At 65.6% G+C, this 23,655-nt stretch carries 27 protein-coding genes; 21 read left to right on the forward strand and 6 right to left on the reverse strand.

Features of this window, described 5'->3' with window-relative positions:
- Positions 1–129 precede the first annotated feature (129 nt).
- From XF30_RS15820 to adhP, 11 genes are all read left to right on the forward strand, one after another.
- Positions 130–576, forward strand: a complete 447-nt coding sequence (locus XF30_RS15820; protein ID WP_036012850.1) for an SRPBCC family protein — start codon at positions 130–132, stop codon at positions 574–576.
- Between the two features lie 149 nt (positions 577–725).
- A complete protein-coding gene (locus XF30_RS15825; protein WP_014494194.1) occupies positions 726–1,211 on the forward strand; it encodes a (2Fe-2S)-binding protein in 486 nt (161 codons plus the stop codon).
- A 27-nt stretch (positions 1,212–1,238) separates the two neighbouring features.
- Entirely contained in the window at positions 1,239–2,045 is an 807-nt protein-coding gene (locus XF30_RS15830; RefSeq protein ID WP_109143257.1) for an FAD binding domain-containing protein, read from the forward strand.
- A gap of 62 nt (positions 2,046–2,107) precedes the next feature.
- Positions 2,108–3,031 carry an AAA family ATPase gene (locus XF30_RS15835; RefSeq protein ID WP_109143258.1) on the forward strand — a complete coding sequence of 308 codons (924 nt, stop codon included), beginning with the start codon at positions 2,108–2,110 and terminating at the stop codon, positions 3,029–3,031.
- A 130-nt stretch (positions 3,032–3,161) separates the two neighbouring features.
- Positions 3,162–4,364, forward strand: coding sequence for a vWA domain-containing protein (locus tag XF30_RS15840; protein ID WP_036027787.1), 1,203 nt, complete (start codon positions 3,162–3,164; stop codon positions 4,362–4,364).
- A gap of 10 nt (positions 4,365–4,374) precedes the next feature.
- Positions 4,375–4,698 carry an XdhC family protein gene (locus tag XF30_RS15845; RefSeq protein ID WP_025037240.1) on the forward strand — a complete coding sequence of 108 codons (324 nt, stop codon included), beginning with the start codon at positions 4,375–4,377 and terminating at the stop codon, positions 4,696–4,698.
- 2 nt (positions 4,699–4,700) lie between these two features.
- On the forward strand, positions 4,701–5,402 hold the full coding sequence (locus XF30_RS15850) for an XdhC family protein (RefSeq protein ID WP_057029513.1): 702 nt from the start codon (positions 4,701–4,703) through the stop codon (positions 5,400–5,402).
- Positions 5,399–7,003, forward strand: coding sequence for an NTP transferase domain-containing protein (locus XF30_RS15855; protein ID WP_109143259.1), 1,605 nt, complete (start codon positions 5,399–5,401; stop codon positions 7,001–7,003). The genes XF30_RS15850 and XF30_RS15855 overlap by 4 nt, the downstream gene beginning before the upstream one ends.
- A 203-nt stretch (positions 7,004–7,206) precedes the next feature.
- Positions 7,207–7,596, forward strand: coding sequence for a DUF4189 domain-containing protein (locus tag XF30_RS15860; protein WP_109143260.1), 390 nt, complete (start codon positions 7,207–7,209; stop codon positions 7,594–7,596).
- Positions 7,597–7,662: 66 nt separating this feature from the next.
- Complete coding sequence (locus XF30_RS15865) at positions 7,663–8,073, forward strand: DUF2000 family protein (RefSeq protein WP_057029516.1); 411 nt, start codon at positions 7,663–7,665, stop codon at positions 8,071–8,073.
- Positions 8,074–8,211: 138 nt separating this feature from the next.
- Positions 8,212–9,237 (forward strand): alcohol dehydrogenase AdhP, encoded by a 1,026-nt coding sequence (gene adhP, locus XF30_RS15870; protein WP_109143261.1) that lies wholly within the window; start codon positions 8,212–8,214, stop codon positions 9,235–9,237.
- A gap of 67 nt (positions 9,238–9,304) precedes the next feature.
- Here the strand turns inward: adhP and XF30_RS15875 are convergent, their stop codons facing one another.
- From XF30_RS15875 to XF30_RS15885, 3 genes are read right to left on the reverse strand one after another with little or no spacing between them, the layout of a single operon-like run.
- Positions 9,305–9,718, reverse strand: coding sequence for a GFA family protein (locus tag XF30_RS15875; protein WP_036012827.1), 414 nt, complete (start codon positions 9,716–9,718; stop codon positions 9,305–9,307).
- A 15-nt stretch (positions 9,719–9,733) separates the two neighbouring features.
- Positions 9,734–10,195, reverse strand: a complete 462-nt coding sequence (locus XF30_RS15880) for an SRPBCC family protein (protein WP_036012826.1) — start codon at positions 10,193–10,195, stop codon at positions 9,734–9,736.
- A complete protein-coding gene (locus tag XF30_RS15885) occupies positions 10,192–10,527 on the reverse strand; it encodes an ArsR/SmtB family transcription factor (RefSeq protein WP_036012825.1) in 336 nt (111 codons plus the stop codon). The genes XF30_RS15880 and XF30_RS15885 overlap by 4 nt, the downstream gene beginning before the upstream one ends.
- A gap of 109 nt (positions 10,528–10,636) precedes the next feature.
- Here XF30_RS15885 and XF30_RS15890 point away from each other — a divergent pair, with 109 nt between their 5' ends.
- The 6 genes from XF30_RS15890 to XF30_RS15915 all read left to right on the forward strand — a co-directional run bounded on the left by XF30_RS15890 (position 10,637) and on the right by XF30_RS15915 (position 16,625).
- Positions 10,637–11,332 (forward strand): TetR/AcrR family transcriptional regulator, encoded by a 696-nt coding sequence (locus tag XF30_RS15890; RefSeq protein WP_085969158.1) that lies wholly within the window; start codon positions 10,637–10,639, stop codon positions 11,330–11,332.
- Positions 11,329–12,132, forward strand: a complete 804-nt coding sequence (locus tag XF30_RS15895) for an HlyD family secretion protein (protein ID WP_036027776.1) — start codon at positions 11,329–11,331, stop codon at positions 12,130–12,132. The genes XF30_RS15890 and XF30_RS15895 overlap by 4 nt, the downstream gene beginning before the upstream one ends.
- On the forward strand, positions 12,129–13,061 hold the full coding sequence (locus XF30_RS15900; RefSeq protein ID WP_036027774.1) for an ABC transporter ATP-binding protein: 933 nt from the start codon (positions 12,129–12,131) through the stop codon (positions 13,059–13,061). The genes XF30_RS15895 and XF30_RS15900 overlap by 4 nt, the downstream gene beginning before the upstream one ends.
- Complete coding sequence (locus tag XF30_RS15905; protein WP_036027772.1) at positions 13,058–14,221, forward strand: ABC transporter permease; 1,164 nt, start codon at positions 13,058–13,060, stop codon at positions 14,219–14,221. The genes XF30_RS15900 and XF30_RS15905 overlap by 4 nt, the downstream gene beginning before the upstream one ends.
- Positions 14,222–14,250: 29 nt before the next feature.
- Complete coding sequence (locus XF30_RS15910) at positions 14,251–15,558, forward strand: adenylate/guanylate cyclase domain-containing protein (protein ID WP_109143262.1); 1,308 nt, start codon at positions 14,251–14,253, stop codon at positions 15,556–15,558.
- 152 nt (positions 15,559–15,710) lie between these two features.
- Complete coding sequence (locus XF30_RS15915) at positions 15,711–16,625, forward strand: PhzF family phenazine biosynthesis protein (protein ID WP_109145729.1); 915 nt, start codon at positions 15,711–15,713, stop codon at positions 16,623–16,625.
- A gap of 136 nt (positions 16,626–16,761) precedes the next feature.
- On the opposite strand, the gene XF30_RS15920 is transcribed toward XF30_RS15915, so the two are convergent.
- Both XF30_RS15920 and XF30_RS15925 read right to left on the reverse strand, forming a co-directional pair.
- Positions 16,762–17,223: a DUF488 domain-containing protein gene (locus XF30_RS15920; protein WP_109143263.1), complete on the reverse strand. Its 462-nt coding sequence runs from the start codon at positions 17,221–17,223 to the stop codon at positions 16,762–16,764.
- A 5-nt stretch (positions 17,224–17,228) separates the two neighbouring features.
- Positions 17,229–18,065, reverse strand: coding sequence for a DUF72 domain-containing protein (locus XF30_RS15925; RefSeq protein WP_109143264.1), 837 nt, complete (start codon positions 18,063–18,065; stop codon positions 17,229–17,231).
- A 98-nt stretch (positions 18,066–18,163) separates the two neighbouring features.
- Here XF30_RS15925 and XF30_RS15930 point away from each other — a divergent pair, with 98 nt between their 5' ends.
- From XF30_RS15930 to XF30_RS15945, 4 genes are all read left to right on the forward strand, one after another.
- Positions 18,164–18,544, forward strand: a complete 381-nt coding sequence (locus XF30_RS15930; protein ID WP_109143265.1) for a hypothetical protein — start codon at positions 18,164–18,166, stop codon at positions 18,542–18,544.
- Positions 18,545–18,679: 135 nt separating this feature from the next.
- Positions 18,680–18,880, forward strand: coding sequence for a hypothetical protein (locus XF30_RS15935; protein WP_036027765.1), 201 nt, complete (start codon positions 18,680–18,682; stop codon positions 18,878–18,880).
- Positions 18,881–19,121: 241 nt separating this feature from the next.
- Positions 19,122–20,249, forward strand: a complete 1,128-nt coding sequence (locus tag XF30_RS15940; protein ID WP_036012811.1) for a glycosyltransferase family 2 protein — start codon at positions 19,122–19,124, stop codon at positions 20,247–20,249.
- 6 nt (positions 20,250–20,255) lie between these two features.
- Positions 20,256–21,758 (forward strand): glycosyltransferase family 39 protein, encoded by a 1,503-nt coding sequence (locus XF30_RS15945; RefSeq protein WP_109143266.1) that lies wholly within the window; start codon positions 20,256–20,258, stop codon positions 21,756–21,758.
- Between the two features lie 4 nt (positions 21,759–21,762).
- Here XF30_RS15945 and XF30_RS15950 read toward each other — a convergent pair whose 3' ends face one another.
- Complete coding sequence (locus tag XF30_RS15950; protein ID WP_109143267.1) at positions 21,763–23,652, reverse strand: CHASE2 domain-containing protein; 1,890 nt, start codon at positions 23,650–23,652, stop codon at positions 21,763–21,765.
- Positions 23,653–23,655 lie beyond the last annotated feature (3 nt).

Raw genomic sequence — 23,655 nt, forward strand, 5'->3', positions numbered from 1 at the left:
CCACCGCCCGCACACGTCATTTTGCAGTTGCGAATATGCATTGCACGTGACCGGGCGCCGGCCTTTTCTTTGCCGCGCCGCTGCGTTACTTGATCAGCACTATAGTTACGCGATCCGGGAGGCACCCTCATGGCCATGACGATGAACGGCGAAGTCCAGCTTGCAGCGCCGCGCGAGGCCGTGTGGGCCAAGCTCAACGATCCCGAGGTGCTGAAGGCCTGCATCCCCGGCTGCGAGGAGCTGGAGAAGACCGACGACGGCGGCTTCCGCGCGACGGCGAAGATGAAGGTCGGCCCGGTGTCGGCGCGCTTCAAGGGCAAGGTCACGCTGTCCGATCTCGACCCGCCGAACGGCTACAAGATCTCCGGTGAGGGCGAAGGCGGGGTGGCCGGATTCGCCAAGGGCGGTGCGGCCGTCAAGCTCGCCGAGAAGGACGGCGGCACGCTGCTCTCCTACGACGTCGAGGCGCAGATCGGCGGCAAGTTGGCGCAGCTCGGCCAGCGCCTCATCAACGGCGCCGCCAAGAAGCTTGCCGATGAGTTTTTCGCGAACTTCGCCAAGGCCGTACAGGGCTGAAGGTCCAATACCTTTAGGGTAGCGCCTTCGGCATGGCGCCTTGCGCCCGGGGCGATGTTGCCCCGGGGCATAATGGCCCATATGATGGGTTGGAATAATTATAAGAACCGCTTCGACGGGACCCGTCGGGGTGCTGACAGAGAGTGCTTATGGCAAAAATCTCCCTCATCGTGAACGGCAATCCAGTCACCGCCAATGTCGATCCCCGCACGCTCCTGGTGCAATTCCTGCGCGAGAATCTGCGGCTGACCGGCACCCATGTCGGCTGCGACACCTCGCAGTGCGGCGCCTGCGTCGTGCATCTCGACGGCAAGGCCGTGAAGTCCTGCACCACGCTTGCGGTGATGGCCGATGGCCACGAGGTCAAGACGATCGAGGGGCTGGCTGCGGACGGCGCGCCGCTGCATCCGATGCAGGAGGCCTTCCGCGAGCACCATGGCCTGCAGTGCGGCTTCTGCACGCCCGGCATGATCATGACTGCGATCGACATCGTGCACCGCAAGGGCCACGAGCTCGACGACCACACCATTCGCGAGGAGCTCGAAGGCAATCTCTGCCGCTGCACGGGCTACCAGAACATCGTCGCCTCGATCTCCGCCGGCGCGAAGGCGATGGCCAAATCCGACCTCGCGTAACGCGCCTCCCGCGATCAGGACATACAGATGTACGAATTCAAATATCATCGCCCTGGGACCGTTCGCCAGGCGGCCAACCTCCTGGTGAAGAACGAGGACGCCAAGGTGATCGCCGGCGGCCACACGCTGATTCCCGTCATGAAGCAGCGCCTCGCCAGTCCCCCGCATCTGGTCGACCTCTCCCACATCGAGGGGCTCAACACGATCGAGATGAAGGGTCGCTCGCTGGTGATCGGCGCCACCGCCAAGCATGCCGAGGTCGCGACCTCCGCCATCGTCGGTGAAGCCATTCCGGCGCTGGCGAATCTCGCCGGCGGCATTGGCGATCCCGCCGTGCGTCACAAGGGCACGATCGGCGGCTCGCTCGCCAACAACGATCCGACTGCCGATTATCCGGCCGCGGTGCTCGCGCTCGGGGCCACCATCGTCACCAACAAGCGCCGCCTCAAGGCGGAAGAGTTCTTCCAGGGCCTGTTCACGACCGCGCTCGAAGCGGATGAGATCATCACCAAGGTGATGTTCCCGCTGCCGAAGAAGGCCGCTTACGTCAAGTTCCGCAACCAGGCCTCGCGCTATGCGCTTGTCGGGGTGTTCGTGGCGCGGCGTCCTTCGGACGTGCGCGTTGCCGTCACCGGTGCGGGCTCCGAAGGCGTGTTCCGCGTCACTGCATTCGAGGAAGCCTTGAAGAAGCGCTTCGCCTCGAAGGCGCTGGAGGGCATCGCGGTACCGGGAGAAGGCCTCAACAGCGACATCCACGGCAGCGCCGAATACCGCGCGCATCTCATCGGCGTGCTGACGCGGCGCGCCGTCGATGCCGCCAATGCCAAGGAATGAGCTGACCTCATTCCTCGGTCCAGACCTGTCCCCGGTGAGGGCGTAGCGAGACTGGCTTTTCCATGACTTCAGCGGCCACTTCTTCCGGTGCTTTGCCGGCATCGGTCGATGCGATGCTCGAACTCCTGACGTCGCGCGGCTATCTCGCTGAGCGCTCGCTGGCGACGGTGACGTATCTGTCGCTGCGTATGGGCCGACCGCTGTTCCTGGAAGGCGAGGCCGGCGTCGGCAAGACCGAGATCGCTAAGGTGCTCTCGGCGGCGCTGGGGCGGAAGCTGATCCGCCTGCAGTGCTATGAAGGCCTCGACGTCTCCTCCGCGGTGTATGAGTGGAACAGCGCGTCGCAGATGATCGCGATCCGGATGGCGGAAGCCGCCGGCGACACCGATCGCGATCAGCTTTCGAGCGACATCTTCGCCGACCGCTACCTGATCAAGCGGCCGCTGCTCCAGGCGCTGGAGCCTGATGTCGCCGGTCCGCCGGTGCTGCTGATCGACGAGCTCGACCGTGCCGACGAGGCGTTCGAAGCCTACCTGCTCGAGATCCTCAGTGACTTCCAGGTGACCATCCCCGAATTCGGCACCGTGAAGGCGCCGCACCCGCCGATCGTCATCATCACCTCCAACCGCACCCGCGAGATCCACGACGCGCTGAAACGGCGCTGCCTCTATCACTGGGTCGATTATCCCGCCGCCGAGCGCGAGCTCGCGATCGTCAAGACACGTGTGCCCGGCATCTCCGCCAAGCTTTCGCAGCAGGTCGTGCGCTTCGTGCAGGCGCTGCGCAACCAGGACTTCTACAAGTCGCCGGGCGTTGCCGAGACCATCGACTGGGCCACGGCGCTGTCGGAGCTCGATGCCCGCTCGCTGACCCCGCAAGTGGTCGGCGACACGCTGGGCGCGCTGCTCAAATACCAGGACGACATCACCCGCATGCAGGGCGACACGCTGCAGAAGGTGCTGAAGGACGCGACGAGCGAGAATTGATCTTCACGTCATTCCGGGGCGCGCGTTAGCGCGAACCCGGAATCCATCGGGCCGCAGAGTTGGTGGATGAATGGATTCCGGGCTCGATGCTGCGCATCGCCCCGGAATGACGACCGAGGGTGCTGAACCAATGGCCATCAACCACCTTGCCCCCGAAAAGACCGAGCAATTCGCCGACAACATCGTGGGCTTCGCACGCGCGCTGCGTGCGGCCGGCCTGCCGGTCGGGCCGGGCGCTGTCATCGATGCCATGAGCGCGCTGCAGGTGATCGACATCGGCAGCCGATCCGACGTCTTCACCACGCTGGAGGCGATCTTCGTCAAGCGCCATGAGCATGCGCTGATCTTCAAGCAGGCTTTCAACCTGTTCTTCCGCGCCTCGGAAGAATGGAAGCACATGCTGGATTCGGTGCCGCTGCCGGACGAGGCCAAGAAGAAGCCCCAGGCCGGCGCCCGCCGCGTCCAGGAGGCGATGGCGCAGCCTCGCATGACCGAGACGCCGCAGCACCAGGAGCAGGATCTGCGCCTGTCGGTCTCCGACAAGGAGATCCTGCAGAAGAAGGATTTTGCGCAGATGAGCGCGGCGGAGATCGCCGAGGCGCTCCGTGCCATCGAGCGGATGAGGTTGCCGCAGGCCGAGCTCTTGACGCGCCGGCGCCGGCCCGATGCGCGCGGCCTGCGCCTCGACCTCCGCCGCACGCTGCGCGCCTCCTTGCGCACCGGCGGCGACATCATCGACATCCATCGCCTCGGGCGCATCGAGAAGCCGGCGCCGATCGTGGCGCTGCTCGACATCTCGGGCTCGATGAGCGAATATACCCGTCTGTTCCTGCACTTCCTGCATGCGATCACGGATGCTCGAAAGCGCGTCTCGGTGTTCCTGTTCGGCACGCGCCTCACCAATGTCAGCCGCGCGCTGCGCCAGCGTGACCCGGACGAGGCGCTGGCGAGCTGCTCGGCCTCGGTCGAGGATTGGGCCGGCGGCACCCGGATCTCGGCCTCGCTGCACAACTTCAACAAATTGTGGGCGCGGCGGGTGCTGAGCCAGGGCGCCATCGTGCTCCTGATCTCCGACGGGCTGGAGCGGGAGGCCGATTCCAAGCTCGCCTTCGAGATGGACCGGCTGCACCGGTCCTGCCGGCGGCTGATCTGGCTGAACCCGCTGCTGCGGTTTGGCGGCTTCGAGGCCAAGGCGCAGGGCATCAAAATGATGCTCCCCCACGTTGACGAATTCCGCCCGGTACATAATTTGAGTTCGATCCAGGAGCTGATCACGACGCTCTCCCAGCCGCTGCCGCCGCATCACCGCAGCCTGATCCGCTCCGCAGCTTGAGAGGCCAGCCATGCTCGATCGCGACGAGGATATCCTGAAGGCGGCGGAGGACTGGCAGAAGGCCGGCCGTGGCGTCGCACTGGCGACGGTGGTGGAAACCTGGGGCTCGGCGCCGCGCCCGGCGGGCTCGAGCCTCGTTATCAACGACGAAGGCACGTTCTTGGGGTCCGTCTCCGGCGGCTGCGTCGAGGGCGCGGTGGTTACGGAGGCCATGGATGTGATCCAGAGCGGCAAGCCGAAGATGCTGGAGTTCGGCGTCGCCGACGAGACCGCCTGGAACGTTGGGCTGTCCTGCGGCGGCACCATCCGCGTCTTCGTCGAGAAGGTCGGTTAGCCGTGAAGCTCGACATCCTGCACGAACTCAATGCCGAACGCGCCGCGCGCCGGCCGGTCATCCTGGTGACGGACACCGAGAGCGGCGAGCAGCGGCTGGTGAAGGCGAAGGATTTCGCCAAGGATCCGCTGCGCGCCGAGCTCGAGAAGCAGCTTCGCATAGGCAAGAGCGCCAATGTCGAGGCCGGCGGCAAGAAGCTGTTTCTCAACGTCTACGCCCCGACGGCAAAGCTCGTCATCATCGGCGCGGTCCATATCAGCCAGGCGCTCGCGCCGCTGGCGCGCTCGCTCGGCTATGACGTCACCGTGGTCGATCCGCGCACGGCCTTTGCGAGCCCCGAGCGCTTTCCCGACATTCCGTTGATCGCCGAATGGCCTGATACTGCGCTGCCGCCGCTCAATGTCGATGCCTACACCGCGTTCGTGGCGGTGACGCACGATCCCAAGATCGACGACCCCGCGCTGCTGCACGCCTTCGAGCGCAACTGCTTCTATATCGGCGCGCTCGGCTCGCGAAAGACGCATGCCAAGCGTGGCGACCGGTTGCGGGCGCAAGGCGCCAAGGAAAGCGACATCGCGCGCATCCACGCGCCCATTGGGCTAGCGATCGGCGCGGTCTCGCCGTCCGAGATCGCGGTGGCGATCATGGCCGAGATCACGGCCGTGCTTCGGCTGCCTCCCAAGGAAAAAGAAGAAGCGGCATGAAGTTCGGCCCGGCGAGCCCCAGGGATGCGATTGGCGGGGTGACCGTCCACACCCTGCGCCAGGGATCGCTGGTGCTGAAGAAGGGCACGACGATCGGACCTGCCGAGGTCGAGGCGCTGGAGCGCGCCGGCATCAAGGACATCGTCGTGGTGCGCATGGAGGCGGGCGACGTCTCCGAGGACGTTGCCGCCGCCAGCATCGCGCTCGCCATCGGCGGCGAGGGCATCCATGTCGAGCGCGCTTTCACCGGCCGTGCCAATCTGTTCGCCGCGCGAGCGGGCGTGCTGGTGATCGATCGCGCCGCGGTCGACCGCATCAACAACATCGACGAAGCCATCACCTTTGCCACGCTCGCCGCCTACAAGCCGGTGGTCGAGGGCGAGATGGTCGGAACCGTCAAGATCATCCCGTTCGGCGTCGAGGCGAGTTTGCGCGATGCCGCGGTGAAGGCGGCGGGCAAGGACGTGCTGAAGGTCGCGCCTTACGTGATCAAGCGCGTCGGCGTGGTCTCGACGCTGCTGCCGGGCCTGTCCACCAAGGTGATCGACAAGACGCTGCGCGTCACTGCCGAACGGCTGGCGCCAGCCGGCGCCAGCATCATCGCCGAGCGCCGGGTCCCGCACGAGGAGCAGGCGCTGTCGGCCGCGATCAAGGAATTGCTCGGCCTCGGCGCCGAGCTCGTGATCGTGTTCGGTGCATCCGCGATCGCTGACCGCCGCGACGTGATTCCGGCGGCCGTCACCGGAATCGGCGGCGAGATCGAGCATTTCGGCATGCCGGTCGACCCCGGAAATCTCCTGCTGATCGCCCGCGCCGGCGAGGTGCCGGTGCTGGGCGCGCCGGGCTGCGCGCGCTCGCCGGTCGAGAACGGTTTTGACTGGGTCTTGATGCGGCTTCTCGCCGGCATCAAGGTGACCCGCTCCGAGCTGATGAGCATGGGCGTCGGCGGCCTCTTGATGGAGATCGTGACGCGGCCGCAGCCGCGCGCCAAGCCGGAGACCGAGGGCAACAGCCAGGTCGCGGCCATCGTGCTCGCGGCGGGCCGCTCGACCCGGATGGGCGGGCCGAACAAGCTGCTCGCCGAGCTCGACGGCAAGAAGCTGGTGCGCCTCGCGACCGAGCAGGCGCTGGCCTCTAGGGCATCCGAGGTGATCGTCGTCACCGGCCATCAGGCCGAGCTCGTCGAGCAGGCGCTGCAAGGCCTGAAGGTGACATTCGTCCGCAATCCGGACTTCGCCGGCGGCATCGCCAGTTCGGTGAAGGCCGGCATCGCCGCCGTTCCCGACACCTGCGATGGCACCGTCGTGTGTCTCGGTGACATGCCGCTGATCGACGCCGGCCTGATCGACAGGCTGATCGACAGTTTCGCGCCCGACCGCGGCAATCTCATCGTCGTTCCCGTCAGCGATGGCCGCCGCGGCAACCCCGTGCTGTGGTCGCGCCGCTTCTTCAAGGAGCTGATGACGCTCGACGGCGACGTCGGCGCGCGGCATCTGATCGCCAAGCACACCGAGGCGGTCGCCGAAGTGCCCGTGGACGGCGAGAGCGCCTTCCTCGACATCGACACGCCGCAGGCGCTGGAGGCGGCACGGCGGGGCTGAAGGTGCGTAGGGCAGATTAGCCGAAGGCGTAATCCGCCGCTGTGTTTCTCCGCGGAAACAAAAGAGGCGGATTACGCTTCGCTAATCTGCCCTACGGGACTACGGCATCCTGCAAGCCTGCCGATTTCAACCCCCCGTTCACCATCTGGAAACGACCGCCGCTTAGAGTTGCCGCCACCTGCCTTGGGGGGAGGGGTTTTTCCATGGCTTCGAACGTCGTCGCGCGCCGTTGCGCGATGTTTTTCCTTGCGCTGTCCGTCTTTGCATCCGGCGCGCGCCATACGACAGAAGCCGAGGCCGCCGGCGCCATCGCGGTCGGCAAATGCGGCGCTTATGGCCAGGCCTATGATTATGGCCACGAGCACGAGGCCCGCGCCGCCGCGCAGAAGCAGTGCAAGGGCGATTGCACCACCATGACAATGAAGCGCGCCTGCGCTGCGATGTCGGTCGATATGACCAATCCCTGCGGCGCCTATGGCTATGCCGTCAAGCCGAATATTTCCGCCTCGCTCAACGCCGCTACGCGCGAATGCTACAAATACGGCGGCAAGGAATGCGTGATCCGCGCCTGGGCCTGTGACGCCAAGGGGTGATTTTCTCTTGCTGTCGTGATCGGGCGTTGCGTAGCATCGCCTCGGGAATGACAGTGGAAGGCATACATGCAGTTCGACACCAAGATCGCGGTCGTGATCCGTACCGATCTTCAAGCCTGGCAGAAGCTGAACGTAGCCTCCTTCCTCACCAGCGGCATCGCCGCGGCCTTTCCGGAATGCATCGGCGAAGCCTATGAGGACGCCTCGGGCACGAAGTATCATGCACTGATCGGCCAACCGATCCTGATCTATGGCGCCGACGGTCCGGCGCTGTCGCGCGCGCTGGACCGCGCGCTCGCCCGCAACGTCAAGGCGGCGGTCTATACCGAAGACATGTTCAAGACGACACATGATGCCGCCAACCGCGAGGCGGTGAGGGCGGTTGCGCGTAGCGACCTCAATCTCGTCGGCATTGCGATGCGCGCCGAGCGGAAGGTGATCGACAAGATCGTCGACGGTCTCAAGTTCCATAGCTGACAGATCGAGAGCATCGCGCGGCGTCATCGGGGTGTCATGATGGACCCGCCCTTGCGCAAACATTGTGCTTTTTGACTCTCGTCAAGGGTGCGCCGGGCGGCGTCGCTATTCTGCTTCACAAAGCACAGGAGCAGACCGATGCCGACCATGAAAGCCGCAATCGTCAAGCAATTCGGCAAGCCGCTGGTGATCGAGGACGTGCCGGTGCCGCAGCCCGGTCCGGGCGAGGTTCTGGTCAAGGTCAAGGCCTGCGGCGTCTGTCACACCGATCTGCACGCCGCCTCCGGCGACTGGCCGGTGAAGCCGGTGCCGCCCTTCATCCCCGGCCATGAAGCCGCCGGCATCGTCGCCGCGCTCGGGCCCGGCGTGAAGAATCTGAAAGTCGGCGATGCCGTCGGCGTCGCCTGGCTGCACGACGCCTGCATGTCGTGCGAATATTGCGAGACCGGCTGGGAGACGCTGTGCGAGCACCAGCACAACACCGGCTACAGCGTCAACGGCGGCTTTGCCGAATATGTCATCGCTTCGGCCGCGTTCGCCGCCAAGCTGCCGGCGACGATCGATTTCGCGGCCATCGGGCCGATCCTCTGCGCTGGGGTCACCACCTACAAGGGATTGAAGGAAACCGAGGCCAAGCCCGGCGAGTGGGTCGTGATCTCCGGAATCGGCGGGCTCGGCCATGTCGCGATCCAATACGCCAAGGCGATGGGGCTGAAGGTCGCCGCGGTTGATATCGCCGAGGACAAGTTGGAGCTGGCGCGTGAAACCGGTGCCGATCTCGCGGTCAACGCGCTGGCGGATGGTGCAGTGGAGAAGGTGCTGACGGCGAGTGGGGGAGGCGCGCATGGCGTGCTGGTGACGGCGGTGTCGACTGCTGCATTCGCTCAGGCGCTCAAGATGGTGCGTCGCAAGGGCACTGTCAGCCTCGTCGGCCTGCCGCCGGGCGAATTCCCGACACCGATCTTCGACGTCGTGCTCAAGCGCATCACCGTGCGCGGCTCCATCGTCGGCACGAGGCGTGACCTCGACGAAGCCATCGCGTTCGCCGCCGACGGCAAGGTCAAGGCCGAGGTGACCAAGGTGCCGCTCGCAGCGATCAACGACGTCTTCGACCGGATGAGGGCCGGCAAGATCGACGGTCGCATGGTGCTGGATTTTGGCTAAAGCGTTTTCGAGCGAAGTGGACACCGGTTCGCGTAAAGAAAAGGCGTCAAAACAAGAATCTGGCGCTTTACCCCGGCGGCATGCCGTCGAACTTCACCAGGCCAGGGTCGAGAGGATCCCACTCATGGCCGCGCGCGGCGAAGGTCACCGCCTGCGGCCTGTAGCGGGCGGGCTCGTCGAGGCTTGCCGCGCGGATCGTGAAGACGTCAGGCTGCGCCGCGAAGGTCATGTAGACGGCTACGCCGCATTGTGTGCAGAAGCCGCGGGTCTTCACCTTGCCGTTGTCGGCGACCATGTCCCAGTGCCTGGCATCGCCCGTCAGCGTGACGCCGGCGCGCGCGAAGGTCGCGTACGAGCCATGGCCGCTGCCGCTTTCCCGCTGGCAGTCTCGGCATTGGCAGTGATTGCTGAAGAGGGGCTCCCCTTCAATCGAATAGCGGATCGCGCCGCAGGCGCAGCCGCCGGTATAGGGCTTCTCCATCGCAATATCTCCCACTCAACCTTCGCCGCTGATCTCGTCGAGCTTGCGAACGACCTTCTTCCAGCCGCCGCTCATCACCGTGTAGGCCGACTCGTTCCTGGGCAGGACGAAGCCCGCATGCACGAGGCGGATCCGCGTGCCGGCTTCGACCGGGGTGAGGGACCAGGTCACGACGGTGTCGAGCGGGGCGCCATAGCCGGTGTTGCGCTCGTCGCCGCCTTTCCAGGCGTAGACGAGGCGGCGATGCGCCACGACCTCGAGAACCCGGCAATGGATCACGCCGTCCCAGTTGCCCCCCGGGGTGGTCTGGAAGGTGAAGGCCTTGCCTTCGACGGCTTCGAAGCCGGTCGGCTGCATCAGCCAGCGCCCGATCAGCTGTCCGCTGGTCAGCGCCTTCCAGATCGTCTGGGCTGTGTGAGGGAAGACCTCGTCGATGACGATGTCTCTTGTGTCGGCTTTCAACGCGGCAGCACTCACGGGTCGATCTCCTTCAAGAGGTCACGCAGGTTCCGGAAACGCTCGCGCCAGAAGACGCCGTAATGGTCCATCCAGGTGACCAGCGGCTCGAGTCCCTGCGGCGCGGCGCGGTAATAGACGTTGCGGCCCTCGGCGCGCTCGGCGACGAGGCCCGCTTGCTTCAACGATTTCAGGTGTTGCGAGACGGCTCCTTGCGTGACGCCGCTGCCGCGCGTCAGCTCGGCGACGCTGATCTCTTTGCTCTCGAACACACGCTCGAACACGGCGCGGCGGGTCGGATCGGCAAGGGCGCGCATCACGGTGGTGACGGGGTTTGGGGTGGCTTCGATCATGCCATCAAATTAGCGGAGACTAATACATTAGTCAACACTAATTCGTCTGGACAGTCGCCGCCCCCCGCGCGCTCTTGACTATGACTGACCAGTCAGTCATATATATCGAATGACGAAGAAGCCGACCAAAGCCGCCTTGCCCTCCGCCGCTCCCACCGGAGCGAACGACCCTGGGACTGCTGGCCCCGATGCAGCGCCTGCCTCGAACCGCGCCTCGCGTGCGGCGGAGCGGCGTGCGGCGATCGTGGAGGCGGCGATGGAGGAGTTCATCGCGCGCGGCTTTGCCGCCACCAGGCTCGACGACATCGCCAAGCGCGCCGGCGTCGCCAAGGGCACGATCTACCTGCACTTCAAGGACAAGGAATCGATGTTCGAGGAGCTGGTGCGCATCGTCATCGTTCCCGTGGTCGCACGGCTGACCACGCTGCCGCCGCCGGCAGGCTCGGTGCGCGACCTCATCGAGACGTTCGCCGGCAACTTCCTGAAGGAGGTGATCGGCACGAGACGGGGCGATCTGGTGCGTCTGATCGTGGCGGAGGGGCCGCGCTTTCCGTCCGTCGCCGACTTCTACTACCGCGAGGTGGTCTCGCGCGGGATCACTGCCATGCGCGCGCTGATCGAGCTCGGCATCGCCCGCGGCGAGATCCGGCAGAAGGACCTCGCGCGCTATCCACAGATCCTGGTCGCGCCCGCGATGATCGCCGTGATCTGGCAGAGCCTGTTTGCGCGGCATGCGCCGCTCGACGCGCAGGAGATGCTGCGCGTTCATCTCGATTTGATTTTTGGCGAACGGAGGACGACATGAGGTCGTCGCAAGTAATTTCTTTCTTGGCATTGGTCCTTGTGCTCGCAACCGGGCTTGCGGGGTGCAAGGAGAAGCGCGATCCCGGCTTCCAGGGCTGGGTCGAGGCCGACATGATCTTCGTCAGTCCGGACGAAGCCGGGCGCGTCACCAAGCTCAATGTCCGCGAAGGCGACGAGGTCAAGGTCGGCGATCACCTCTATTCCGTCGATGACGATCTCCAGCTTGCCGACCTCAACCAGCAGAAGGCGACGCTTGCGAATGCGCAGCAGACCTATGACCGTGCGGCCTCGCTGAACAAGACCGGTTCGGGCACGCAGGCCAATCTCGATTCCGCCGTGTCCGCCTTGCGCGTCGCGGAGGCGCGGGTGGCGACCTCGGAGACGCGGATGGCGCGGCGCAAGGGCTTTGCGCCGGTCGCCGGCACCATCCAGCAGATCTATTTCCGCGAAGGCGAGATGGTGGCGGCGCAGCGGCCGGTGCTCTCGATCATGCCGCCCGGCAACATGAAGCTGCGCTTCTTCGTGCCGGAGACCGAGCTGCCGAAGCTCGCGATCGGCGACACGGTGCGTGTCTCCTGTGACAATTGCGCCGCCGACCTCACCGCGAAGATCTACTTCATCGCGACCTCGGCCGAATACACGCCGCCCGTCATCTACAGCCTCGAAGAGCGCAACAAGCTGGTCTATCTGATCCAGGCGCGACCCTCGCGGCCCGATGCCTTGCGCGTCGGACAGCCGATCGACATCCACCTCAATCCCAAAACTCCTGAGACCAAGACACCGGTGGCGGACAAGCGATGAGCAACGGCAACGGCATCGCAATCGACGTCAAGGGCCTGACCAAGTCATTCGGCGGCCGCGAGGTCGTGCACGATCTGTCGATGCAGGTGAAGCGCGGCTCGATCTACGGCTTCCTCGGTCCCAACGGCTCGGGCAAGACCACCACCATCCGCATCCTCTGTGGCCTGCTGACGCCCGACAGCGGCGAGGGCACCTGCCTCGGCTACGACATCCGCCGCGATGCCGAGAAGATCAAGCGCCAGGTCGGCTACATGACCCAGCGCTTCAGCCTGTACCAGGACCTCTCGGTGCGCGAGAACCTCGAATTCGTGGCGCGGCTCTATGGCCTCGCTGACGCGCGCGGCGCCGCGCGCGACATGATCAAGCGGCTCGGGCTCTCGGGGCGGGAGGAGCAGCTCGCCGGCGAGCTCTCGGGCGGCTGGAAGCAGCGGCTGGCGCTCGGGGCCTGCACGCTGCCCAATCCACAATTGTTGCTGCTGGACGAGCCGACCGCCGGCGTCGATCCCAAGGCGCGGCGCGATTTCTGGAACGAGATCCATGCGCTGGCCGCCGAGGGCCTCACGGTGCTGGTCTCGACCCATTACATGGACGAGGCCGAGCGCTGCCACGAGATCGCCTACATCGCATACGGCTATCTGCTGGCGCACGGCACGGTGGAGGAGGTCATCGCGAAATCCGCGCTGACGACCTACACCGTCACGGGCGACGACCTGAACGAGCTTGGGGCGGCGCTCACGGGCAAGCCCGGCATCGACATGGTGGCGCCGTTCGGCACCTCGCTGCATGTTTCCGGCCGCGACGTCCCGGCGCTCGAAGCCAGCATCGCGCCCTGGCGCGAGAGAGGCGGCCTGCACTGGCAGAAGTCCAAGCCCTCGCTCGAAGACGTGTTCATCGAGCTGATGGGACGCTCCAAGGACAATTTCCAATGAGCGCGGTAGAACATCCCGAACCACGGCGCGAAATCCGCGAGCGTTTCGGTTTCCTGCGGCGCTCCTACGCGATGCTGGTCAAGGAGTTCATCCAGCTGAGGCGCGACCGCGTCTCGTTCGCGATGATCGTGATGCTGCCGGTGATGCAGCTGATGCTGTTCGGCTATGCCATCAACACCACGCCGCGTCATCTGCCGAGCGCGGTGCTGCTCCAGGAGGATTCCGATCTCGCCCGCTCGGTGCTGAAGGCGCTGGAGAACACCAAATATTTCCGCTTCCTCTACGAGGTTCACGACGTCGACGATTTCGACAACCTCCTGAAGTCCGGCAAGGTGCTGTTCGGGGTCGAGATCCCGCGCGGCTTCGAGCGGGCGGTGCGGCGCGGCGACAGGCCGGCGCTGCTGGTCGCGGCCGACGCCACCGATCCGGTCGCCGCAAGCGCTGCGCTCGGCTCGCTCGGCATGATCGTGCAGACCGCGCTCGCGCACGATCTCTATATCGGCGAGCCCCCGGAGATGCCGTTCGAGATCCGCGCCCACGCCCGCTACAATCCGGCCGCGAATTCCAGCCTCAATATCGTGCCAGGCCTCGTCGGCACCATCCTCACCATGACCATGCTGATCTTCACCGCGCTCTCGGTCACGCGCGAGGTCGAACGCGGCACCATGGAGAGCCTGTTGTCGATGCCGATCAAGCCGATCGAGGTGATGTTCGGCAAGATCGTGCCCTACGTGCTGGTCGGCTTCGTCCAGGCCTTCCTGATCATCAGCATCGGTGTCGGCCTGTTCGGCGTGCCCGTGCTCGGCAATCTCGTCCTGCTGGCGCTGCTGTCGACGCTGTTCATCACCACCAATCTGGCGGTCGGCTACACCATCTCGACGCTGGTTCAGAACCAGCTCCAGGCCATGCAGATGTCGATGATGTTCTTCCTGCCGAGCATTCTGCTCTCCGGCTTCATGTTCCCGTTCGCAGGCATGCCGGCCTGGGCGCAATATCTCGGCGAATGCCTGCCGCTGACCCATTATTTGCGGATCGTCCGCGCCATCATGCTGAAGGGCGCGACCATGGAGAATTTGCGCTTCGATACGCTGGCACTGGCGGCCCTGATGCTGCTCGCCATGACCGTCGCGGTGACGCGCTTCCGCCGCACGCTGGATTGAGGCACAATACCCCGGAATCGAGGGGCGGGATGGCCAAGTTTGCGAGCAGGAAAGCGCGGCAGCATGCCGTCTTGTCGGAGGACTTCGAGCGCGAGCTGACGCGGGAGGTGCTGCGCACCGAGCTGTTGCGGGTCCGGGCGCTGATTGCGACCGGCTGCGTCATGACGCTGTTCCTCACCGCAATCTATCTGATCGACCCCGCCGTGGTGAACCGGGTCTGGCGCGGCACCGAAGGGCTCGCCGAAGTCTACGGCCTGCTCGTCGGGTTCATTTTGTTCGAGGCCTGGGTCCACACCCAGATCAGGAAGAACCTCCGCCTCGACCGCGACGTGCCGGTGGCCAGGCGCTATATCGGCACGCTGATCGAGACGTCGCTGCCAACCGTGATCCTCATCCTGCAGATCCGGTCCATGGGCGCGACCCAGGCCCTCGGCTTCGCCGTGCCGCTGATGTATTTCATTTTCGTCATCCTCTCGACGCTGCGGCTCGATTTCTGGCTCTCGACCTTCACCGGCTTCGTCGCTGCTGCCGAGCTGTTCGCGGTCGCACGGGTCTACGATCCCTCGAGCAGCGTCGGCGAGCCCCAACTCTATTTTCACGCGGTGCGCAGCGCCATCATCCTGATCTGCGGCGTGCTCGCCGGCGCCGTCGGCGCGCAATTGCGCCGGCAGTTCGCCGCGAGCATCGCGGCCGCCACCGCGCGTGACCGGGTCACCAATCTGTTCGGCCAGCATGTCTCGCCGCAGGTGGTGGAGCGGCTGATGACGGCGGGAACGGGCGCTAGCGGCGACGTCCGCCGCGTCGCGGTGATGTTCGTCGATTTCCGCGGCTTCACGGCCGGTGCGCAGTCGCGCAGTCCGCAGGAGGTGGTCGACCGGCTCGACGGCGCCTTCGCCGTCCTGGTCGACATTCTCGACCGCCAGGGCGGCATCGTGAACAAGTTTCTCGGTGACGGTTTCCTCGCGCTGTTCGGCGCGCCGCTGGAAGCATCCGACGCCGCGCACCGCGCGGTCGCCGCCGGCCGCGAGATGCTCCGGGCAATGGACCGCATCAACGCAGAGAGCAGCTGGCCGCTGCGGATCGGCATCGGCATCCATTTCGGCGAGGTCGTCGCCGGCAATATCGGCTCGCCCCGGCGCAAGGAATACACGGTCATCGGCGATACCGTGAACTTCGCCTCGCGACTCGAGGCGCTGAACAAGGATTTCGGCTCGCAGCTCCTGATCTCGGCGTCCGTGCGCGAGGCGCTGGGAGCCGACGGCAGCGATGCCGTCGCGCTCGGCGAGGTCGAGGTGCGCGGCTACGAGCAGAAAGTACCGGTGTTTCAGCTGGGGTAATGTGCATCACACATCGGCGCGCGCAGTTCACTTTCATCCAAGCGATTGCTCCGATTGCACTCAATTTTGGGGCATGACGAGCGATGTTTTCGGCTTGTAGAGTGCTGCGCGATGCGGCCGGTCGCGGCCGCGACTTGCATGAGGAAGTGACGATGCAGCGCCGCTACATCACCGTCGACGTGTTCACCGACCGCGCCTTCGGCGGCAACCAGCTCGCTGTGGTGCTCGATGCCGGCGGGCTGACGACGCAGCAGATGCAGGCGATCGCGACCGAGTTCAATTATTCCGAGACCACTTTCGTGCTGCCGCCGCGCGACAGGGCCAACGACGCCGAGGTGCGCATCTTCACGCCGGTGCAGGAGATCGCCTTTGCGGGCCATCCCAATGTCGGCACCGCTTTCGTGCTGGCCTCGATGGCGAAGGAGCCGAAGCCGCGCCTGCTGTTCGAGGAGAAGGCCGGATTGGTTCCGGTCGAGATCGTGCGAGAGCAGGGCAGGGTGATCAGAACCGAGCTCACCGCGCCGCAGCCGCTGCAGCGGCTCTCAACGCTGTCAACAGCGGAAGCCGCGAGCTGCATCTCGCTCGTTGCCGACGACATCAAGACCGACAATCACGAGCCACAGGTCGTCACCGTCGGAAACGCGTTTCTGGTGATGGAGCTGCATTCGCGTGAGGCGCTGAAGCGGGCCCGGCCCGATGCTGCGGCCTTTGGCAAGGTCTTGCCGCGCGACGGTGCCCGCTCGGTGTGGTTCTATACGCGCGATGTGCCGGCGGCGGAGGCGCCTTGCGAGCGACAGGCGCGCATGTTCATGCGCGGTGCCAGCGGCCTCGTCGAGGATCCCGCCACCGGCAGCGCCACGGTTGCCGCCGCCGCGCTGTTCGCCGATCTCGATCCCGCGAGCGACGGCGAGCTGAAGCTGACCGTCGGGCAGGGTTTTGACATGGGTCGTCCAAGCATCCTCTCGACCCGCGTACGCAAGCAGGACGGCAAGATTGTATCCGCTCACATCGGCGGCGCTTGCGTGCAGATGATGGAGGGGACGTTCCGGCTGGCGGGGGAGGGGTAACTTGTCATTCCGGGGCGCGCGTAGCGCGAACCCGGAATCCATCTAGCCGCAGTGTTGGTGGAGGAATGGATTCTCAGGTGCGCAATTGCGCACCATAGTTCGCGCCAAGAGGCGCGCCCCGGAATGACGGCGACAACTACACCTGCCGCCCCGCCAAATTCTTCACCGCAACCCCATCGCGCTCCTCGATGATCTCCGCGATCATCTGGCGGTGGCAGTGGGTGTGGTCGCGCTCGTAGCAGAGCAGGCACACCGGGCCGGCCTTTTTCACCAGCGCAGAAAGCTCGTCCATCTCTTCCCTCGCCTGCGGCGTCTTCAGGTGCTTGGAGAAGATCTTCTCCAGCACGTCGTATTGACCGCTGCGGGCGGCGAGGCGGCCTTCCTTCGGCGTGCCGAGCGCGGCGAGATGGACATAGCCGATGCCGCGCTCGTCGAGGCCCGCCGAAAGCTGCTTCTTGGAAAAGCCTGGCCGGCGCGACGACGTCACCGCGCGCACGTCGACCACGAGCTTGACGCCGGCCTGTTCCAGCTCGTCCAGCACGGCCTTCGGCGGTGTCTGTTCATAGCCGATGGTGAAGAGCTTCTTCGCCTTTGCCATGGGACTCAACTCACCCGTGCGATCAGTTCCATGGCGCCGTGCGGTGCTCGCACCTTGCCCTCGTGGATGACGTAAGCGAACACGTCGCGCGGCTCCTTCTTCGGCTTGGCCTTGTCGACCTTCGGGAGGTCGTCGGGTTCACCGCCTGAAGCCCAGGCCTGAAGGCGCTCGGCCCAGGCGTCGAGCTGCTTCGGCGGATAGCAGGTCTTGATCTCGTCATTGCCCTTCTGCAGCCGCGCATAGACGAAATCGCCGGCGACATCTGCGATGGCGGGATATTTGCCGTGCTCGGCGAAAACCACGGGCGTCTCGAATTCGCGGATCAGCGCCACGAAGTCCGGCGTGCAGAAGCTGTCATGGCGCACTTCCACGACGTGGCGCAGCGCGCGCCCCTCGAGCTTGCGCGGCAACAGCTCCAGGAACTTGCCGAAATCGGCGCCGTCGAACTTCTTCGTCGGCGCAAACTGCCACAGCACCGGCCCGAGATGATCTCCAAGTTCCAGCACGCCGGAATCGTAGAACCGCTTGATGGAATCGCCGGCCTCCGCGAGCACGCGGCGGTTGGTCGCGAAGCGCGGTCCCTTCACCGAGAACACGAAACCGTCAGGCACCTCGCTCGCCCATTTGCGAAAGCTCTCCGGCTTCTGCGAGCCGTAATAGGTGCCGTTGATCTCGATCGAGGTCAGCTTCGAGGCGGCATAGGACAGCTCCTTCGCCTGCGCGAGCTTCTCCGGATAGAACACGCCGCGCCAGGGCTCGAAGGTCCAGCCGCCGATACCGATGAAGATGTTGCCGGATTTTTTGGACGCAGTTTTTGCTTTGGCCACGGGAGGATCTCGCATCGACGGGGAGGGATCTCATCCTAATCAAACCAGATGTGATTGGCCAGTTGGCCGGTCCGGTCTAAGCTCGCGACGGGCCCGCGAAGAAGGAGAACAAGATGCGGATGCTGCTGGTGGGGGGCGCGCTCGTCATGATGACATCTGCTGCCATGACAAGTTCTGCCGTGGCGGATGACGGCGACACGAAGGGCGCGCAGAAGCTCGCTCAGCAGGGCCGCGACGACTATTGGCATTGCCTCGCGCGGGAATATTCGCGCGAGTCCAATCAGGGCCTGTCGGAGCAGGATTTCGGCCGCTCGGTTGCCGGAGCCTGTCCGTCGGAGCGGCAATATTACCGGGTCACGCTGCTCGATTATCTCACCACGCAATATCCTGATATCGATGCCGGCGCTCATCTCGCCACCGCGAACAGAGCGGTGGAGGCGGCGCAGAAGGACATCGTGATGGCCTTCGTCAAGCACCGGCCGCCCCAGAAGTAGGGGAGTGGCGAATCGCGAATAGGGCGACAAGGCATGCCATGCTCATTCGCCACTCGCCATTCGCGATTCGCCCTGGGCCTTCCAGTCGCGCGCTCATCCATGGTATCACTGAGCCCGTCTGGAGCAGGAACTTGCATGTCGTCTGAGTCGGTGGGTGGCATTCTGGGGGCGATCGTCGCGGCGGTCGTCCTTGCGGTTGCCGTCGTGTTCGGGCCGATCGGCCAGTACGGCAAGCCGCCCAAGCCGGCGAAGGCCGAGCCGGCGGCGGCGGCACCCGCAGCCCCGGTCGCGCCCGCGCCGCGCGGGCCGGTCATCCGGGAAGTGCCCAACCAATAGGGTTTGAAAATCGGATTTCCGCCCCCTTGCGGAACGCTTTTGCCATTCCCATCTAGCTTCTAACGGCGACGTTGAGCGTAAAGACCTCCGTCGCTGGGACGACCTTGGAATAGCTTAAGGCTTGCGCCGGATGTACGCGCGGCCCGCCGTTCCGGGGTCGTTGGCATTTTAGGCCCCTTTTCGGCCCTTCCCCAGACCCCCGGCTTGGCAGCGCAGGATGCGGCGGATATACGCTGCCGTCATGAACGAAGCGATCAGACCGGGCATCGACAACCAAGCCCACGAGGGGCCGGAACTGTCGGTCATCGTCCCAACTTTCAACGAGCGCGACAACGTCACCGTGCTGTACCGGCGCCTCGAGGCGACGCTCGCCAACGTCGTCTGGGAAGTCGTGTTCGTCGACGACAATTCGCCCGACGGCACCTGGGATGTCGTGCGCGAGTTGGCGCAGCGCGACAGCCGGGTGCGCTGCGTCCGCCGCATCGGCCGCCGCGGCCTGTCGGGCGCCTGCATCGAGGGCATCCTTGCCTCCAGCGCGCCCTATGTGGCCGTGATCGATGCCGACCTCCAGCACGACGAGACGCAGTTGCCCAAGATGCTGCTCTTGCTCGCGAGCGATCAGGCCGACCTCGTCGTCGGCAGCCGCTACATCGAGGGCTACAAGAGCGAAGGCTTCAACAGGCAGCGCGCCGGCGCCAGCGCGCTCGCGACCGAGGTCGCCAAGAAGATGCTGCGGGTCGAGATTGCCGACCCCATGAGCGGCTTCTTCATGATCCGCCGCGACCGCTTCGAGCAGCTCGCGCCAAAACTCTCCGTGCACGGCTTCAAGATCCTGCTCGACATCGTCGCGACCGCGCATGGCAGCTTGCGGGCGGTCGAGATTCCCTACACCTTCGGCGCCCGCCAGCACGGCGAGAGCAAGCTCGATTCCATGGTCGCGCTCGACTTCCTCGGCCTCGTCTTCGCCAAGCTGACCAACGACATCGTCTCGCTGCGCTTCATCCTGTTCGCGATGGTCGGCGGCATCGGCCTCGTCGTGCACCTGACCACGCTGTTCATCGCGCTTCGCCTGTTCAACGCGCCGTTCCCGGAGGCGCAGGCCGCGGGCGCCATCGTCGCCATGACCAGCAATTTCGTCCTCAACAACTTTCTCACCTATCGCGACCAGCGGCTGAAGGGCTTTGCGCTGCTGCGCGGCCTGATCGCCTTCTACATCGTGTGCAGCGTCGGCCTGCTCGCCAATGTCGGCGTCGCCTTCTCGGTCTACGACCAGGAGCCGATCTGGTGGCTGGCCGGCCTGGCCGGCGCGTTGATGGGCGTGGTGTGGAACTACGCGATGTCCGGACTGTTCGTCTGGCGCAAGAAATAGCGCGTGATGGGCGGGGCCGACGCGCGGATCGTCCGCAACACCGCGCTGCTGATTGTCGCGCTGGTGGGATTGCGGCTTGTCGCAGCCGCCTTCACGCCGATCACGTTCGACGAAGCCTATTACTGGATGTGGTCGAAGAGCCTCGCCGGGGGCTATTACGACCACCCGCCCATGGTCGCTTATGTGATCCGCGCCGGCACCATGATCGCGGGCGATACCGAGCTCGGCGTCCGCCTCGTCTCGATCCTGCTCGCGCTGCCGATGAGCTATGCGGTCTATCGCTCCGCCGCAATTCTGTTCGGCGGGGTGCGTGTGGCCGCGACCAGCGCCATCCTGCTCAACGTGACGCTGCTGGCTTCCGTCGGCACGCTGATCGTCACGCCCGATGCGCCGCTGCTGGTCGCCTCCAGCTTCGTGCTGTTCTTTCTCGCCAAGGTGCTGGAGACCGGACGCGGCGCCTGGTGGCTCGCGGTCGGCGCCGCCGTCGGCGCGGCGCTATTGTCGAAATACACCGCGATGTTCTTTGGCGCCGCGATCCTGATCTGGCTCGCTTGCGTGCCGAAGCTGCGGCGCTGGTTCCTCTCGCCCTGGCCCTATCTCGGCGGCCTCGTCGCGCTGGCGCTGTTCTCGCCGGTGATCCTCTGGAATGCCGACCATCAATGGGTCTCGTTCGCAAAGCAGCTCGGCCGCGCCAAGATCGAGGACTTCCGCCCCGTCTTCATCGCCGAGCTGATCCCGACCCAGATCGCGTTCGCAACCCCGCTGGTCTTCATCCTCGGCGCCATGGGCCTGCATGCGCTGACCTGGCAGCGCGCCGGCGCGCTGGCCTCGCGCGTGCTGATCGAGACGATGTTCTGGACCATCGTCGCCTATTTCGTCTGGCATTCGCTGCATGCGCGCGTCGAGGCCAACTGGTTCGCGCCGGTGTATCCGCCGTTCGTCATTGCCGCGGCCGCCGCGGCCAATCTTGCGCAATGGAAGCCGCGTCAGCGGCGCCTCGTCGACGTTTGCCTGCGCTGGGCCGCGCCTGTGGGCATCGTCATGTTTGCCGCCTTGATCGTGCAGGCCAATACCGGCTGGTTGTCCGGATATCGCCGCGATGCCACCGTGCGCAGTGTCGGTGTCGGCTGGCGCGAGCTCGCGGCCGGAATCGAAGCGGTGCGCGCGCGCAGTGGCGCCACCTGCGTGCTGGCGCAGGATTACGGCACCACGAGCTGGCTCGCATTCTATCTGCCGCGCGGCACCTGCGTCGCGCAGCAAAGCCAGCGCATCCGCTGGGTCAACATGGCCGAACCCGATCCCAAGCTGCTCGCAGGCAAGCTGCTCTATGTCGACGAGCTGCGCGCCGACGGTCATCCTGCCCTCAATGCTCTCTTTGCAAAGGTGACGCAGGTGGCGCAATTGCAGCGCAAGCGCGGGCCGCTCGTGGTCGAGACCTACGGCATCGACCTGCTGGAAGGCGCCAAGGGCGAGGTGCTGGACCGCTCGCCGCCGCCGGAAGCGCGGTAGCGCCTTAATCAATCATCTCGGCCTTGTCAGCATCCTGCCCCGGCCCATCGCGATCGCGCCAGAACCAGACGGTCACGACGCCGGAACGGCCGCGGACCCGGGCGAGCAGGGGGCCGGACAGAACACCGTCGGGCGCGCCCTGGAAGTCGGCCGCATCCAGCAGCGTGTCGCTCAGCGCAAGGCGCGCATCGTTCTGGGCGGCAATCTCCATCAGCCGGCTTGCGACGTTGACGGTGTCGCCCGTCGCCGTGATGTGCTGATGGCTTTCGCCGAGTCGCGAGGCGACGATCGGGCCGCAATGCGCGCCGATCTTGTAGCCGAGCTGACCTGCGATCGCCGGCGGAAGCGAGGCGATCCAGCGTGCGAGGCCGCGATGCAGATCGACCGCGCATTTCAGCGCGCGCGCCGAATCGTCGGGCATCGCGCGCGGCAGCCCGAACAGGATCATGGCGCCGTCGCCGAGAAAGCCCGTGATCATGCCGCCGCAATCGATCGCGATCCGGTCGATCAGCGCATGAAACGCCTTCAGAATATCCGTGAGCTCGTCCGGATCGATCCGCTCGCTCAAACCGGTGAAACCGGAGAGATCGACGAACACCACGGCTGCATCCTGCCGCACCGGCTTCGACAGGAAGTTCGGATCTCGCGAGAGCCAATCCCGCAGCGCCGGAGCCTGGAATTGCGCAAGCGACCTGCTCTTAGCGGCGAAATATTGCGTGCGGCGGCCTCCGGCCCACAGCTGCACGCCGGCAAAGACCGCAACCGGCGGCACGGCGGCGGCGAGCGTGGTCGCGGCGTTCAGCCAGACGCCGTGCGTGAACGCGAACAGGTTGAGCCCGGCCCAGGCGATCATCACCGCGGCCGCCGCCATGGTGCCGAGTGCGATGCGCCGCCAGGCGAGCAGGCCGACCAGCAGCACCGGCAGCAGGATCGCCGTGAGCGCGTCGGCAATGCGGACGCGGTGGTCACGCAGGATGGCGTCGCCGGCGACGAGATGCGTGATTGCGGTCGAGACCACCTCGACGCCGGGCATCAGGGAATCGAACGGCGTCGGATAGAAGTCGCCGCCGCCGGCGACGGAGGCGCCGATCACGACGATCCGGTTCTCGATGGCCGCGCGATCGAGCGTGCCGTCGAAGATGCTCTGTGCGCTGACGGTACGGATGGTGCGGCGCGGGCCGTAATAGGTGATCGGCAATGCCAGATTGCTGTCGGTCGGCACCACGCGATCGCCGAGCATGAGATGGCCCGGCGCGACGGTCAGCGGCTCGTCGAGCGCCCGCGCCGCAACGCGCAACGGAAACGACAGCTCGACCTTGTCGCGGGTCCGGAACAGCATCGGCACCGAGAGCGGCGAGCCCGATTGCCCGGTCGCGACGTTGACGATGCCGACCTCGGCGTGATCGGCGAATGCGGGCAATGGCTGCAGGAAGCGCTCGGCCTCCGGCAGCACGGCCAGCGGACCTTCGCTGCTGGGTGACACGGTTTCGCTGGCCGAGGGGAAGATCGCGGCGGCGGCGAGCACCATGCGGCCGGTGGCCAATGTGTTGGCCAGCGTCGCATCGCCGATCGCGGCGCTGCGGTCGACCAGCAGCAGGTCGATCGCCACGACCTTCGGCTTAAACTGCACGATGGTATCGACCACGCGGGCAAGATCGGCGCGCGGCAGTGGATAGGTGCCGCCGCGCTTCACGACGGTGTCGTCGATCGCAACGATGGTGACGAAATCCGGCGGACGCCGCACGCCGCGCGCCTGCGTTCGCCAATCCGTCAACGTGGCTTCGAGGCGGTCTAGAAAGCGCAGATGGCCGTGGGCGTGCGTGGCATAGATGCCCGCGCCCCACACCGCGGTGAGGACGAGTGCCACCAGGATCTGAACGCGTCGGCTGCGCATGCG

It is taken from the genome of Bradyrhizobium sp. SUTN9-2, assembly GCF_003122645.1.
Taxonomy (GTDB): Bacteria; Pseudomonadota; Alphaproteobacteria; order Rhizobiales; family Xanthobacteraceae; genus Bradyrhizobium; species Bradyrhizobium yuanmingense.